We start from the raw sequence: 14,851 nt of genomic DNA, 5'->3' as shown, positions 1-14,851 counted from the left end.
CAAATACACACAGACGCACCTTGTAAGGGCTGGGGGCGTGGCTGTGTCAGCGTGCGATGTTGGAGAGTTTGGATCAGGACGGAACTGAAGCTCATTTCAAAACAATGTGATTCATTAACTGGAGAAGCAACATGTCTGGCAATCTGAGTACTTCTGCACATTCTGCCTCAGCAAGTTCCGGGGCTCTTACCGTGCGCGCCTATAGCGGTGACCAATGCGTGATGTTGGCCTTTAACGTCGATGAACACAAGAGGAAGGACCTGGCTGGTTTTTCGATACGACGACGCTTTAAAGGTGGCAGTTGGAGCCCCCTGCTCAACAGACTGTCGTTTACATCGGATTACACCAACGAGACCACTGCCAAGGACAGAAAATGGCATTCGTCGGAAGATGCCCCTTTCCAGAAGTTCTGGTGGGTAGATTTTCCGGCAAGCGATGCCTTTGGCGAGCTTGAATATGAAGTATCCGTCAAATTATTTTCAGCCGCGCATAGCGCTGCGCTGACTACGGGTGATACGGTCAGCATCAAGGCCATGTGCCAGCCATTTAAACAAAAGAATTTTGAACTGGCTTTCACAAGAGGGTATTTATCGTCTCAGGCTTATACCGACAAATTTGGAGCGAAGGCGATCAGCCCGAAGCAAAAGGCGATTGATTTCCCCACTGCCGACTATGTTGATCAATACCAATGGCTAGGGGCACATGCGCGGGAAGCAATCATTGATTTCCTGAACGAATGCTATTTGAACAAAGATGCCACGCTGGATGCCATGGTGTACGATTTCAACGAACCGGATATCGTCCGTGCGCTGGCAGTTCTGGGCAAAAAAGTACGCATCGTCATGGATAATTCTGCTACCCATGTGGGGGATAAGGCACTGGAACCACAGGCTGAGGCATTGCTGCAAAAATCGGCCGGAAAGGCAAACGTAAAAACCGGGAAATTCTCAAGGTACCAGCACAATAAAGTCTTCATCATGCGCATCAAGGGGAAACCTGCGCGTGTGCTGACCGGTTCCACCAATTTTTCGGTGACTGGCCTGTACGTTAATGCCAACCATGTTGCGATCTTTAGCGACAGTGATGTGGCCCAACTGTATGCGCAATCCTTTGAAGCCGCGTTCAATGGCGGATTGAGTACTCCCCAATTTACGGCGGACAAGATATCCCAACAAGAATATGCCATTAACAAGCCTGGTCTGCCATCCAGTGTTTTCAGTTTCGCACCGCATAAGAAAAATACGTTTTCTCTGGACAGGCTGCAAAACGAAATGAACACGGCAAACAGCTCTGTGCTGTTTGCTGTCATGGCACTGGTTGGGCAAAGTTCGGTGCTGGACACACTGCGGACAATTCACGATGAGGGGAAAATCTTCTCCTATGGCGTTACCGATAATCCTGGTGGTAAAGATGGCGAAAAAAATTCTGCTGACAATAAAAAATCCACTTCCGGCGTACAAGTCTATTCGCCCGGGAAACCTGGCGTACTGGTCACGTCAGCAGCCTTGAATAAACTGGTGCCACCACCGTTCAATAAAGAAATGCAGGAAGGCCTGGCGCATAAAATCCACCATAAATTCGTAGTGGTGGATTTCAATGACAGCAAGCCAGTGGTTTTTTTTGGTTCATCGAATCTGGCGGAAGGTGGCGAACAGGAAAACGGCGACAATCTGATTGCCATTTACGATCAGGAAGTCGCTACTGTCTTTGCGATTGAAGCAGTGCGACTGGTGGACCACTATGCATTCAGGGCCGCACTCAGCACAGCACAAAAAGCCACCCCACTCAGGCTTAAATTCAATGATGAAGACTGGTCAAAAAATTACTATACGCCAGGGCATATCAAATTCAAGGAAAGGATATTGTTCTCGAAATCTTGATATTCCAGCATCATTCTAAAGAGTCTGGCTGCTGCGCCGTGTTGCAATTACCAATACGACTACATTGCGGATGCGCAAAAGCGAGGTAGAATTTTATTTAAATATTAAATTGATATTAATTTCGTCTTTTTATCCACGATCTGCAAGCAAATGCGGCGAAATTGGTGCAAGAGAGTATAATCCGGATATAACTGAATTTCGCGCATCTGAAAAAAGCCGGTTTTCCGTATTTGCTATGCTGGCAGCAAGCTGCGAAAAATGATCAATCGCCCTTTTGCAGTACCTATCTGCCTTTGTATCTACGCACTGTGATGACCTGATGGCCACAGCCATGGGCTGCACAGCCTACTTCAACCTCGATGCACCGGCTTTCAGGCCTGATGGGCTGATAGTCCGATTACCAGCGAGTTCACCGTATTCCCTTGCAGATGATTGCGATCATCTGTTCATTTGAGACGCCGTCTGTGTGCTGTTGTCTCACCTACTATAAAGATGAAAAACCCATGGCAAAAGAAGAACTGTTGGAAATGAATGGTCAAGTTGAAGAAGTGCTGCCCGATTCACGTTTTCGTGTGAATCTTGAAAACGGTCACAAGCTGATCGCTTATACATCCGGCAAAATGCGTCAGCATCACATCCGCATACTCGCTGGCGACAAGGTGACGCTGGAATTGTCACCGTATGATTTGAGCAAGGGCAGAATTACTTTCCGCCATATTGAAACGCGCGGTCCATCAGGTGGTGGTCAGCAGCGTCGTCGTTATTGATAGCAGCTACGCTCACATAGAGCAGATGTGAAAAATATGGGGCATTGGCCCCATATTTTTTGTCTGCCCCCTGCCCCTGCCCCTTTTGCATCAAGGGGAAAAGTAAAAATCCCGCATCTCACTCTGGAAAGCGCACGAGTTTCTTGCCGTCTCTGGGCATTTGATACTGCGCTACATTCATCTGCATCGCCAGCAAGGTGTAGTAGGCATTGATGCCTGTCATATCGACGATTCCCTTGTTGCCAAAACGTTTTTCTGCCCGTGCATAGGTACGATCTGACACCCGTTTATTTTTGTGCAGCTCGGTAGAAAAATCATAGACGATTTCTTCATCTTCTGTCATGCCCACCGGGCGTCTGCCATCGGCAATGGCGGCTGTCACTTCGGCTTTGATACCGGCCTTCAGGGCAATGGGATGGTGCACATACCACTCATAATCTTGTGACCATTCACGGGCAGTAATCAGTATCACCAGTTCGCTGAGGGTAGTGCCGAGCGCAGACTGATAACGCAGATAATCGCCCATGGCACGTGCCTGTGTCATGACTTGCGGGCTATACATCAGTGGTTCGAAGGGGCCAAATACAGGAACCTTGCGCGTCGCCAGAAATTCTTCGGCAGCTTTTTTCTGTTCTTCCGTATATTGCGATGGCGGAATGGTAGGCAGACGTTCGGCAGCCTGGGCCAGGGTATTGATAGTCATGGCGAGAATAAATGGAATAAAGGTAGAGGCAAGTGTAATACGTTTCATGCTGGCTCCTGGGATGTGGAAGGTGGCTTGGATTCAAATTCAATTCTCCCGCTGGCGTTGCACCCACTGGATAACGCCTTCAAGACTGCGAAAATCTGCCACTGAACGACAGGCAATGTGTGGATGGCGTAACTGCAGCATTCTGGACAAGGCCGCGCCTGGCCCCAGTTCCAGCGCAAAGCGGATACCACTTTCTGCCATGGCATCCATACAGGCATGCCACTGTATGGTCTGTGTCATCTGGGCCAGCAAACTGCTGCGTATCGCTGCGGGTGCAGTGACCGTTTCTCCCGTGATACCGGCCAACACACCGACATCGGTATCACATATCGTAGTATCCATCAGCACTTGCGCAAAATCTGTTGCTGCCGCCTGCATCAATGGCGTATGTGAAGCGATGTGGACGGCAACTTCTGTGTAGCCAATATCATGCCCAGGCAAAAGTAATATGTCCGGAATGGCTGCGCTGATATGTGTTGCCAGGCCGGCGATGATAGCCTTGTTGTCGGCCGTGATAATGGCAATATGTAGATCATGACCGGCAACGAAATGCCGGATGTCCTCAATCGCAATGCCAGAAACAGCCAACATGCGTTGCGGTGCGTGCACACAAGCCTGCATCAACGCTGCACGTGCGGTAGCCAGTTCCAGTGCAGCCAGCACTTCCATGCTCCCACTGACGGCATGGGCTGCCACCTCACCCACGCTATAACCGGCAACCAGATCGGGCACGGGCAGGTGCTGTTTTAGTGCCAGCCAGTTGGCAAGGGTGGCGGCAACCAGCAAGGGCTGGGCATAGCGGTTTTCAAACAAAAGCGCTGTCGATGACAACACGTCTGCAAGCGCATGCTGATGAATGGTTTGCTTCAATACATCCTGCACAAAGCTGTCAGCACCGGTATGCTGGCTGGCCAGGGCAAACATCTGCGCTGACTGTGCCCCCTGTCCCGGACAAAGCAGGGCGAATTTATTCATGACCGGTACTGAGAGGAAATATCTTTGCACAATAATGCACAAAGCAGGTTGCGGCCAACATGTCTGCCGCACCGCCGGGTGACAGCCTGCGTTTGATAAACTGCTGATGCGAGTGTTCTGCCATGGCCAGCCATTGGGGATGGGCTGTGCCCCCCTGATCCAAAAACTGTTGCGCGGCATGACGTGCATAGGCAATCCCCTCGGTACCGCCACGGTGATACAGATTGGTATCGCTAATATGTGCCATCAGGCTAAAGAAACTGTCCAGCTGTGCCAGATACAGGCTGCGGCCTTCATCCAGACTTTGCTGCAATTGCGGCAATGCCAGTTCGAATACGGAAGGGAAACTCAGCGCCGCTTCTTCCCTGGCACCGCTGGCTGCATATTGCTTCGCTGCCAGCTGTCCATGACTATGCGTCTCGCTCATGGGTGGCACACTGTGCATGCGCAGTGCCTTGCCCCATTGCGTGACAATGGTTTGCCGTAAGGTCACAGCCGTCACGGTCTGGTCACGGGCAAGGCAATATCCGGCAGCCGCACTAAGCATGCCCACTGCAAAGATGGCACCGCGATGGGTATTGATGCCCCTGGTCGCCTGCAACATGCGCTGCTCTGCCACTATGCCCAGGGCTTTCAGTTCGTGAAAATCAGCACCCTGTGCACCGGCGATGGCAATTGCCTTGAAATAATGGCGCAACGAAAACAGACTGCGCATGAAGCAGGCTGCATCCATGTCATGATGACTGCCATTGTCACGCAGGGACACCAGACCCGGTTTGGGATACAGAACCAGCTCGGCGTACAGGCTGCGTACTGCCAGTCTGGCGATGTGCTGCGTATAGGGATATTGCCTGTCTGACTTTGCCACGCTTTGCCGCAAGGGGAAACCAGATTCAGCAATTGACTTTAGCTGCGTCAGCATGGCAATTCACCTTCAGGCAAATGCGCAAACAGACTCTGCCGGGTACGCAGACTGACACTGTGCATGCCTTTGACGATGACACGTTGCTGGCTGAATTCCTGTTCTGTATCGGCGGGCAAGGCCCATTCTTTCCAGGCAACTGCGGCTTCACCGGGGAATACAATTTCCCCATCCAGCGGCAATAGTTGTTGAAATTCTTGCAGCAGTGCCAGACCGGCACGCAATTGCGCCTGATGGAAAGGACGAAACAGGATGTCGATGTCGGATGTCTCACTCAGATAATTTTGTCCGGTCAAAAACTGCATCGCCAAAGAGCCATACACACGCAACTTGATACCCGCCATCAATGCCTGCTGATGCAGGTTCTGCAATGCTGCTTGCCAGATGATGGGGGCAACCGCAAGCACGCCATGCAAAGACAGGGCCGACTGATGGACTGCAATGTGTTCTGCCTTGACGATGGCGGCAAACCTTGGCTTGTTGCCATCCACAGGTGGCAAGGGAAAACCTATGCAGACTTCATCTTCTGCCACGTCGGGATGACGGCGCGTCACCACGGCTGGCCATTCCTGCTGCTGCCACTGCCTGAGCAGGTCTGGTGCTGCGGGAGTCTGCAATACAGTTGTCTGCAATACGGCGGCCCAAGCTTCATCATCAAGCCAGACCAGATCATGTCTTTGGTATTGCGGAATGCCATCCTTGCCATCCATACCTTAGCCTTCTTGTGCCTGTAGCAGTATCGCATCGATCACCTGCTGCGCCATGCGACGGCCGCCACGTTGCTGGCCCAGTTCGCTGCGCTGGTCACGTGCATCAGCCTGCGTCAGGGCCGTGCGCAGGCAGGCTGCAAGATCGCCATTCCAAATTGCCTGCACACCACCCATGCGTTCGTAATTTTGGGGGCCGGGGGCAAATACCGGATTATCTTGCGCCAGTTCAGTCAGTCTGTCTTCTGCCACTTTGGTAATGCGTGCCATGGCGGGCAAGCCCATGACGCGTATGGTCGCTTCCGGCAGGGCATAACAGGCATCGGCCATCATGCCGCTGGTGATAAAGCCGCCAGACAGTGCCTGGTCATAGACCAGGGCAATGATCTTGTGGCCAGACTGTCTTGCCAGTTCCAGGCATTTACCCAGATGTGCCATATAGCTGTTAATGCCCAGCATTTCATCACGATGACGCAGACGCTGTCCCTGGGTGTCCACCAGCAAGAGTATCGGCCTTTGCGGAAAATCCCGCACTGTCACCAGCACGGCCCTGGCCTGCGCCAATGCAATTTCCACACCTATGGGTGTATGACCACTGGTGCCGATCACACTGATGGCCTGTCCATCGATTTCTGCTGTACCAGAGATGAAATCATCCGTGACCGTGACCTGATGGCCTTGTGGAAATAATTGTCCCAGCAATTGTGTGCTATCCATTATTGCCCTCCATCCGTGTCCGCATAGTAGTGCTTGTTTTGCCTGAGCCCGGCTGTCAGTTGCAGGAAAGCCTGTGTATCGAGCATGGCCAGATCTTCTGGCTGTCTGACACCCATGGCAGACCAGATGTCCATAGGTTCTTTCTTGTCGCCAAAATCTTGCAGACGTTCGCTCAGCGTGCGCTGTTCTACTTCCAGTTCAGTCAGGCTGAGTGCGGTTTCGGTATGTGAGTATTGCTGTATAGCCTGCGCGACTGCGGCCTTGAATGCAGCATCATCGTCTGCCACCAGCATCTGGCAATCACCCAACAGGTAGCGGTGTTTGCCACCAGTGGTACGCCATACCAGGGCGCGGTCACGTGAATCAAATTCTTCTACGCCGTTGGCGGTTTCTATAACTTCGGGGCCAGACATGGCCAGCCGCGCTTCTTCCGACATGATGATGACATTCGCGCAGCGTGAAACAATGCCCATGCCACCAAAGCAGCCATTGCTGCCACCAATGACGACGATGACGGGTATGCCTGCGGCACGTACAGCCAGCAAGGCGCGCATGACTTCAGACACGGCAATCAGGCCCGCATTGGCTTCATGCAGGCGCACACCACCCGATTCTGCCAGCAACACCAGCGCCTGTGGCTTGTGGATGACAGCAGCACGCATCAGGCCCACCAGCTTGGCGCCATGTACTTCGCCGACGGCGCCGCCCATGAAGCCACCTTCCTGTGCCGCGACATAGACCTGCTTGCCATCCAGCGTGCCGCGACCGATGATGACGCCATCATCAAAAGAAACCGGTGCATTCAGTTGCGGCAGATGCGGGCTGGTCCATTGTCTGGCTGGTGGCAGAAATTCTTTAAAATCACTGATCAGGGCGGTAACTCTTTGCCTGGCGCTTGCTTCCAGATAGCTGCTCATTTGTTTTGCTCCAGACAGGCTTCTATCGCCTGATCCATACGCAGGCTGACAACAGCCGGGGTTGCGCCCATGTCGTTGATGGCAATACGGCAATCGGCCAGTTGCCAGCGCTGGTTAAAGTCGCTCATGACTGCTTGCCAGATCACGCCAAAGCCAACCGCAGCCGTGCTGATTTCTATCTCACACGCCGATTGTAAATCCAGCGACTGCACCAGCACTTCGAGGTTGCCCGAGCTGACCACGCCGACCAGTTGCGCCGGCGCCCCTAATCCCAGTTTGCGCTGCCCTTGCTCAAAGCGGTATACCAAAGTTTCCATGATGAGATCCTTACCAGTTCCTGAAACGTTTCGGCGGCTGATACAAACCTGCCGATGCGCGTACCAGGTCTTTCATATTCTTTGCGGCCAGCAGATCACGCGTGGCCATGCGCTTGTCTATGCCCATGTCTTCTGCACGTTTGATAATGCCACGGTCACGCAGGTTTTCTACCATGCGTTTGTCCCGCGCCAGCCCGACCGGTGTGTAGCCTGCGACACCACGTATGGCCTGTTCGCGTTCTTCTTCGCTACGACACAAGAGCAGGTTGGCGATACCTTCTTCGGTCAGGATATGGGTGACATCATCACCATAAATCATGACTGGTGGTATCGCCATATTGGCTTGTTCTGCCAGTTGCCAGGCATCGAGTTTTTCGACAAAGGCGGGCTGCATGTGCTCACGGAAAGTCTCTACCATCTGCACCACCAGTTTTTGCCCGCGCGGTATCTGATTGCTGCCCGCCCTTGCTTCACGGCCAGCTTTTAACCACGCCGGGCTGGCATGGCGACGGCCACGTGCATCAGCACCCATATTCGGCGCGCCACCAAAACCGGCGATACGACCCAGCGTTGCGGTCGATGAATTGCCCTGCAAATCGATTTGCAATGTAGAACCGATGAACATATCGCAGGCATAATGCCCCGCCGCCTGCGACAGCGCACGATTGCTGCGCATGGAACCGTCTGCACCGACAAAGAAAACATCAGGTCGGGCGCGGATATAGTCTTCCATGCCCAGCTCAGAACCAAAGGAATGCACGGACTCAACAAAGCCTGCTTCTATCGCGGGTATCAGTGCCGGGTGCGGGTTCAATGCCCAGTGGGTGGCAATCTTGCCTTTCAGGCCCAGTGACGCAGCATAGGTAGGCAATAACAATTCTATGGCAGCTGTGTCAAAGCCTATGCCGTGGTTGAGACGTTTCACTTCATATTCGGCATAGATGCCCTTGATGGCCATCATCGCCATCAGGACCTGTATTTCGGAAATCAAAGCCGGGTCGCGGGTGAACAATGGTTCTATGTAATGCGGTGTCGGCGCCTGCACCACAAAATCCACCCAGCCAGCGGGTATATCAACACGAGGCAGGACATCGACGATTTCATTAACCTGGGCAATCACGATGCCGGATTTGAATGCCGTGGCTTCAACTATCGTCGGTGTGTCTTCGGTATTGGGGCCGGTATATAAATTGCCAGCGCGGTCAGCTGACTGTGCTGCCACCAGGGCCACACGCGGAGTCAGGTCAACAAAGTAGCGCGCATACAATTCCAGGTAAGTATGGATGGCACCGATATTCAATTTCCCGCCAGAAGCCAGTTTGGCCAGGCGTGCTGCCTGCGGGCCGGAAAAAGAAAAATCCAGTTTGCTGGCAATGCCTTTGTCGAACACATCCAGATGTTCAGGCAAGGCCAGCACGGACAACAGCATGTGCAAATCGTGAATGCGTACCGCATCCAGTTTAGTCAGTGCCCTGGCCAGGAAATCAGCTTGTTTCTGGTTGTTCCCTTCCAGGCAAACCCGGTCGCCTGCTTCCAGTACCGCATGCAGGCAGTCGCCTATGCGCTGCTGCGGAAATAGTTTGCCCTGCAAATCATTGCCCAGTACGTCGGCAGCCCTTTGCAGACGCTGCTGGCGGTTGGTTTGCAGGGTGTTCCAGCGACCGGTTGCGGTCATCATTTTGCTCCCATCAAGGCATCAGGAAATGCGGTCGCGATATGCGGGAATACACACAATAAAATCACCGCCACCAGCATCAACAACAGAAAAGGCATGACACCCCAGACGATATCCTTCAAGGGTATGTCTGGCGCGATATTCTTGATGACAAAAATATTCAGACCCACGGGTGGATGTATCAAACCCATCTCCATGACGATGGTCATGACCACGCCAAACCAGATCAGGTCAAACCCTGCCACTTTCAATGGCGGCAAGATGATGGGGCACATCATCAGGATAATCGATACCGGCGGCAGGAAGAAACCAAACACCACCACCATCAGCAAGATCACCGTCAGCAGCATCCATTTACTCAGATGCAGATCAACCACCCACTGCGCTGCCGACTGGCTGATATGCAGATAACTCATCACGTAAGAATACAGCAGCGACATGCCTATGATAAACAAGAGCATCGTCGATTCTTTGATAGTCGAGGTGATGAAGGGTGAAATATCTTTAGGTCGCCAGACGCCGTAGACGATAGCGATCAGCACCATCGCCAGCAAGGCACCCAGACCTGCTGTTTCGGACGGTGTGGCATAGCCGCCATACAAGGCCACCATGACACCGATGAGCAGGATGACGAAGGGCAGCACACGCGGCAGCATTTCGACTTTTTGCGCGAGTGTGAAATGCTCTTCTTCCAGATAGGCTGATTTAACGCCGCCCTGCTGGTAAGCCTGATAAGCAACTGCATATTCACGGCGTGCGCGATATACGGCGTATCCAGAAAACAGAATCACCAGCAAAATACCCGGGCCTATGCCAGCCAGGAACAAGCGCCCCAGCGACTGTTCTGCAGCAACTGCATACAGGATCATGGTAATCGACGGTGGCAGCAAGATACCCAGGGTACCACCGGCAGCGATGATGCCCGCAGCAAAGCCGGGCGAATAACCACGCCTGCGCATTTCAGGGATACCGGCAGAACCAATGGCGGAACAGGTCGCAGGGGAAGAGCCAGCCATTGCCGCAAACATGGCGCAGGCGAAGACATTGGCAATACCCAGGCCACCCGGCACCTTGTGCAGCCAGGCATGGATGGCAGAATACAGGTCACGTCCGGCTGGTGACTTGCCGATGGCAGCGCCTTTTAAAATGAATAGTGGTATCGACAGCAGGGTGATCGATGCCATTTCTTCATAGACATTCTGGGTAATGGTATCGAGCGATGCTGCAGGCATGAAAAAATACATGAAGCCGGTAGCCACCACACCCAGAGCAAAAGCGATGGGCATGCCGGAAAACATCACGATCAGGGTCACGATGCCATATAAAACACCGAGGGTAAGCGGACTCATGCTGCCCTCCGTTTGGCAGTAATGGCAGCCAGCACCTGTACCACGATTTGCAGCGACAGCAGTGTCACGCCGGCAGCCATCATGGCATAGGGTATCCATAACGGTGGTGCAAATGTTGACGAGGTAGTTTGTCCATCTACCCAGGCTTCATGAAATAGCGTCCAGGATTTCCAGGAAAAAAACAGGCAAAACGCCGCGCTAATGATATCCACCAGCAACAGGCGAAAGCGGTTGATGGCTGGTGGCAAGATCGATGACAACACCTCTATGCCTATATGACCGCGATAAGACTGCACATAAGCCGCAGAAAAGAAAGTCACGCCTATCAGCATGAAGACCGAGGCTTCATCCTGCCAGTCTGTCGGTATCTTGAACAGATAGCGTGTGACGACAGAATAGGTAAGGATGAAAGCCGTCAACAGCATGGCGAACATGGATATGCGCACGATGGTTTTATTGATCCATTCCAATCCTTTAGCCAGCCTGGCGACAAAGGGATGGTCTGGTACCGGAGGCCCTTTCGGGCTTGCTATTTCAAAGCCATGACTCATAACAATTTCTCCGCCAGTTTCAGCAATTTGGCGCAGTTTTCATTTTTGTCGGCATAATCTTTCCAGGCCGTGGTGCGGGCAATTGCCTGCCATTTCTTGACGGTGGCGGCATTCAGATCAACGACTTTGGCACCTTTCTTTTCATATACGGTGGCAACGGCGATATCGTCCTGCTTGGCAGCCTTGATGGCAAAGGCTTCCAGCTCGGCGCCCACGGTCATGATGGTGTTTTGCTGGTCTTTTGTCAGCTTGTCAAAAATCGTTTTTGACATCATCAGTGGTTCAAACATATACCAGTAGCTTTGACCGCGACCGCTGGTCAGGAATTTAGACACTTCTTCGAGGCGGAAAGAGATCAGCGAAGTCGATGACGTCATGGCAGCTTCCATCGCCCCTGTCTGCATGGCAGCATAAATTTCATTCGATGGCAGGGAGACCACGGCAGCACCGGCAGCTTTCAATACCAGATCGACTTCGCGTGAACCACCGCGTATCTTCATGCCCTTGACATCGTCCGGGTCCACCACGGCCTTGGTGCGTGATGCCACACCACCAGCCTGCCAGATCCAGCTGACGACAACGATGCCCTTGTCCAGCAAGAGTTTATTGAGTTCCTTGCCGACTTCGGCATTCTTCCAGGCGGCACCGACTTCATATGATGGCACCAGGCCCGGCATAAGGCCGATATTCACTTCTGGCACTTCACCACCGGCATAAGATAAAGGCACCAGGGACAGATCCAACGCCCCCTTGCGCATGGATGAGAATTGCGCATTGGTCTTCATCAGCGAAGAACCGGGATAGATTTCAAATTTCAGACTGCCGTTGCTGCGCTTTTGTACTTCTGCGGCAAACATGCGGCACAGACGGTCACGAAAATCGCCCTCTTCCAGCGTGCCACCAGGAAATTGGTGGGAAATTTTCAGCGTCGTGGCTTGCGCCCACGCAGTCAAGGGCGACCATGCTGCAGCCAATGGGGCAAGACTCAGGGCTTGTAAGACTGTTCTTCTCTTCAGTTGCGACATGATGACTCCTAAGGTTTTGTGGATGAAACATCTCGTTTTGGCAAAGTTCTGTCCCTTGCCCTGTGTCTTGCATATTTTGCCAGAATTTCTTCCGTGTATGCTTTTTTAATCTTCTTGTATACAAGATCTTATATTTTGCATTCAAAGTCAACTTGAATATATACTAGCTACATGATTTATATTGATGTACCAAAAAAATGAAAAACCGTTCCGCCAGCCTGCGAGAAGAAATAGAAGAGTTGATAGCAACAGGACAACTCCAGCCTGGTCATCATCTCGATGAAACCGAGCTGGCAGAACGCTTTGGTGTATCCCGCACACCGATACGCGAAGCCCTGATACAACTGGCTTCCATGGGCATCATAGAAATGCGCCCAAGGCGTGGCGCCCAGGTAGCGACCATCAGCCCGCAGCAACTGGTGGAAATGTTTGAAGTCATGGCCGAATTTGAAGCCATGTGCGGACGCATGGCAGCACGCCGCATGTCAAAACAGGAACAGGCCGATTTAAAAACCGCCCATGAAGCCTGCAAGGATGCGCGTGATGCCGAAGACCCTGATGAATATTTTTACAAGAATGAAGTCTTTCACTACCTGATTTATCAGGGTAGCCACAATGACTTCCTGGCGACACAGTCCATGAACCTGCACCGTCGCCTGCGCCCTTACCGGCGCCTGCAATTGCGCGTGCGTGACCGCATCGCCAATTCTTATAATGAACATGACGGAGTAGTGCAAGCCATCCTGCAGGGTGAAGCTGAGATGACCGCAAATTTATTGCGCGGTCATATCATGATACAGGGCCAACGCTTTGCTGATCTGATCGCTTCGCTGCCGCGTGCAGCAAACTGAAACTTCAGTCGCATCTACAGGGTTTTGCCGGATCATCGCAACTGGCAGAAACTTTAGTCGACCCTCTGATGTTCAACTCGGCATTGAATTGCACCAGCTTGATGCAGAAGTATTGATCACCAGCTATTTTCCAACACATCCTTTACAAATCTTTTGCTGCAGATTGACAAGCCTGATCGGCTTGCCAGATGATTCTGAAGGCTTGCAGGCAGGATTGCCCGTCTTGCTTTATATTAGCCAGCGACTTCTTTATTCAAATTTTCACTTCTTGCTTTGATCAGGACAATCCCTATGACACGCCCACTTGGCAGTTATAAATACTATGATTTTGTAATGGCGGCCTTCGTCACGGTGTTGCTGTGTTCCAACCTGATCGGTGCGGCCAAGGCGGCCCAGGTGACCCTGCCGATACTGGGTACTGTCACTTTTGGAGCAGGTGTATTGTTTTTCCCGATATCTTATATTTTTGGCGATGTCCTGACTGAAGTATATGGCTATGGCCGCGACCGGCGCGTGATCTGGGCAGGGTTTGGAGCACTGCTGTTTGCTGCCGTGATGTCCATCGTTGTGTTGTCACTGACACCGGCAGCAGACCCGTTCAATACCGAATACCAGACGCACCTGAATGCCGTATTTGGCAATACCCCCAGAATCATCCTCGGTTCCATCACCGCATTCTGGTGCGGCAGCTTTGTGAACAGTTATGTGATGGCGAAGATGAAGCTGGCCATGCAGGGCAAGCGGTTATGGATGCGTACCATAGGTTCCACCATATGCGGAGAATTTGTCGATTCCAGTCTATTTTATGTGATTGCCTTTTACGGCATCTGGTCAAACAGCCAGTTAATCACTGTCATGGTGGCGCAATATATTTTGAAAACCGGCTGGGAAGTCGTGATGACACCGGTGACCTACAAGGTGGTAGCCTTCTTGAAGCGCATAGAGGACGAAGATTATTATGACAAGGATACCAATTTCACACCTTTCCGCCTGAAAGTATAAGGCGCAAATAATTTCGCCATGGAAAAATTGGTTTAATCACAATTAAACCAATTTAGCTGCATGTTCTAAAGTTTTACACAATTTTACCGTTCTAAGTGTGAAGAGTCATATTCCAAAGCACTTAGGCCATGTTTCCTTTAAAAGTATTCCGACTGTTTGAGCAGGCAGCAGAAACGCCGCAAAACACTACACAGCAACGTCGTCAAACAGCCGCAACTACGCAGGCGGGTGGTGGTGCGACTAGTGCGACCGATGAAAGTACCTGGCCAGACGTGGATCGTCGTCAGACCGATGGCAGACGCCGTGCGGACCGTCGCGAAAAACAGCAGGCAATTTTACTGAATACCCGTAAATTGCAAGGCAGACGCAAAGTTCCGGGACGACGCCTGGAAGACAAACTGGCAGCACCGAATTCGCGCATCCATTTTTCCATCAAGGGTTAAGA

16 protein-coding genes are annotated in these 14,851 nt (G+C 52.1%); 5 read left to right on the top strand and 11 right to left on the bottom strand.

The window, feature by feature from the left end:
* Positions 1-131: 131 nt before the first annotated feature.
* The gene (locus tag H8L32_RS23715) at positions 132-1,880 is read left to right on the top strand and encodes a phospholipase D-like domain-containing protein (RefSeq protein ID WP_186950078.1); all 1,749 of its coding nucleotides are present in this window, start codon (positions 132-134) and stop codon (positions 1,878-1,880) included.
* Positions 1,881-2,383: 503 nt separating this feature from the next.
* Positions 2,384-2,647 (top strand): translation initiation factor IF-1, encoded by a 264-nt coding sequence (infA, locus tag H8L32_RS23710; RefSeq protein ID WP_162039515.1) that lies wholly within the window; start codon positions 2,384-2,386, stop codon positions 2,645-2,647.
* A gap of 118 nt (positions 2,648-2,765) precedes the next feature.
* On the opposite strand, the gene H8L32_RS23705 is transcribed toward infA, so the two are convergent.
* From H8L32_RS23705 to H8L32_RS23655, 11 genes are read right to left on the bottom strand one after another with little or no spacing between them, the layout of a single operon-like run.
* Positions 2,766-3,398: a carboxymuconolactone decarboxylase family protein gene (locus tag H8L32_RS23705; protein ID WP_186950076.1), complete on the bottom strand. Its 633-nt coding sequence runs from the start codon at positions 3,396-3,398 to the stop codon at positions 2,766-2,768.
* A gap of 39 nt (positions 3,399-3,437) precedes the next feature.
* Positions 3,438-4,373 (bottom strand): ACP S-malonyltransferase, encoded by a 936-nt coding sequence (locus H8L32_RS23700; protein WP_186950074.1) that lies wholly within the window; start codon positions 4,371-4,373, stop codon positions 3,438-3,440.
* A complete protein-coding gene (mdcB, locus tag H8L32_RS23695) occupies positions 4,366-5,295 on the bottom strand; it encodes a triphosphoribosyl-dephospho-CoA synthase MdcB (protein ID WP_186950072.1) in 930 nt (309 codons plus the stop codon). The genes H8L32_RS23700 and mdcB overlap by 8 nt, the downstream gene beginning before the upstream one ends.
* On the bottom strand, positions 5,289-6,005 hold the full coding sequence (mdcG, locus tag H8L32_RS23690) for a malonate decarboxylase holo-[acyl-carrier-protein] synthase (RefSeq protein ID WP_186950070.1): 717 nt from the start codon (positions 6,003-6,005) through the stop codon (positions 5,289-5,291). The genes mdcB and mdcG overlap by 7 nt, the downstream gene beginning before the upstream one ends.
* A gap of 3 nt (positions 6,006-6,008) precedes the next feature.
* Positions 6,009-6,719, bottom strand: a complete 711-nt coding sequence (gene mdcE, locus H8L32_RS23685; RefSeq protein WP_186950068.1) for a biotin-independent malonate decarboxylase subunit gamma — start codon at positions 6,717-6,719, stop codon at positions 6,009-6,011.
* Positions 6,719-7,636, bottom strand: coding sequence for a biotin-independent malonate decarboxylase subunit beta (locus H8L32_RS23680; RefSeq protein WP_186950066.1), 918 nt, complete (start codon positions 7,634-7,636; stop codon positions 6,719-6,721). The genes mdcE and H8L32_RS23680 overlap by 1 nt, the downstream gene beginning before the upstream one ends.
* On the bottom strand, positions 7,633-7,953 hold the full coding sequence (gene mdcC, locus H8L32_RS23675) for a malonate decarboxylase acyl carrier protein (RefSeq protein WP_186950064.1): 321 nt from the start codon (positions 7,951-7,953) through the stop codon (positions 7,633-7,635). Before mdcC ends, H8L32_RS23680 begins: the two co-directional genes overlap by 4 nt.
* Positions 7,954-7,963: 10 nt before the next feature.
* The gene (gene mdcA, locus H8L32_RS23670) at positions 7,964-9,631 is read right to left on the bottom strand and encodes a malonate decarboxylase subunit alpha (protein WP_186950062.1); all 1,668 of its coding nucleotides are present in this window, start codon (positions 9,629-9,631) and stop codon (positions 7,964-7,966) included.
* Positions 9,628-10,977 carry a TRAP transporter large permease gene (locus H8L32_RS23665; protein WP_186950060.1) on the bottom strand — a complete coding sequence of 450 codons (1,350 nt, stop codon included), beginning with the start codon at positions 10,975-10,977 and terminating at the stop codon, positions 9,628-9,630. The genes mdcA and H8L32_RS23665 overlap by 4 nt, the downstream gene beginning before the upstream one ends.
* On the bottom strand, positions 10,974-11,528 hold the full coding sequence (locus tag H8L32_RS23660) for a TRAP transporter small permease (RefSeq protein WP_186950058.1): 555 nt from the start codon (positions 11,526-11,528) through the stop codon (positions 10,974-10,976). Before H8L32_RS23660 ends, H8L32_RS23665 begins: the two co-directional genes overlap by 4 nt.
* Entirely contained in the window at positions 11,525-12,553 is a 1,029-nt protein-coding gene (locus H8L32_RS23655) for a TRAP transporter substrate-binding protein (protein WP_186950056.1), read from the bottom strand. The genes H8L32_RS23660 and H8L32_RS23655 overlap by 4 nt, the downstream gene beginning before the upstream one ends.
* 197 nt (positions 12,554-12,750) lie before the next feature.
* Here H8L32_RS23655 and H8L32_RS23650 point away from each other — a divergent pair, with 197 nt between their 5' ends.
* The 3 genes from H8L32_RS23650 (at position 12,751) to H8L32_RS23640 (ending at position 14,849) form a co-directional block, all read left to right on the top strand.
* A complete protein-coding gene (locus H8L32_RS23650; protein ID WP_186950054.1) occupies positions 12,751-13,404 on the top strand; it encodes a GntR family transcriptional regulator in 654 nt (217 codons plus the stop codon).
* A 291-nt stretch (positions 13,405-13,695) separates the two neighbouring features.
* A complete protein-coding gene (locus H8L32_RS23645; protein WP_186950052.1) occupies positions 13,696-14,406 on the top strand; it encodes a queuosine precursor transporter in 711 nt (236 codons plus the stop codon).
* A gap of 128 nt (positions 14,407-14,534) precedes the next feature.
* A complete protein-coding gene (locus H8L32_RS23640) occupies positions 14,535-14,849 on the top strand; it encodes a hypothetical protein (RefSeq protein WP_186950050.1) in 315 nt (104 codons plus the stop codon).
* Positions 14,850-14,851: the final 2 nt, after the last annotated feature.

The sequence above is a fragment of the Undibacterium hunanense genome (assembly GCF_014284335.1).
GTDB classification, from domain to species: domain Bacteria; phylum Pseudomonadota; class Gammaproteobacteria; order Burkholderiales; family Burkholderiaceae_D; genus Undibacterium; species Undibacterium hunanense.
Note: the sequence above shows the minus strand (reverse complement) of the source record. Positions and strands in the feature narration are given on the sequence as shown.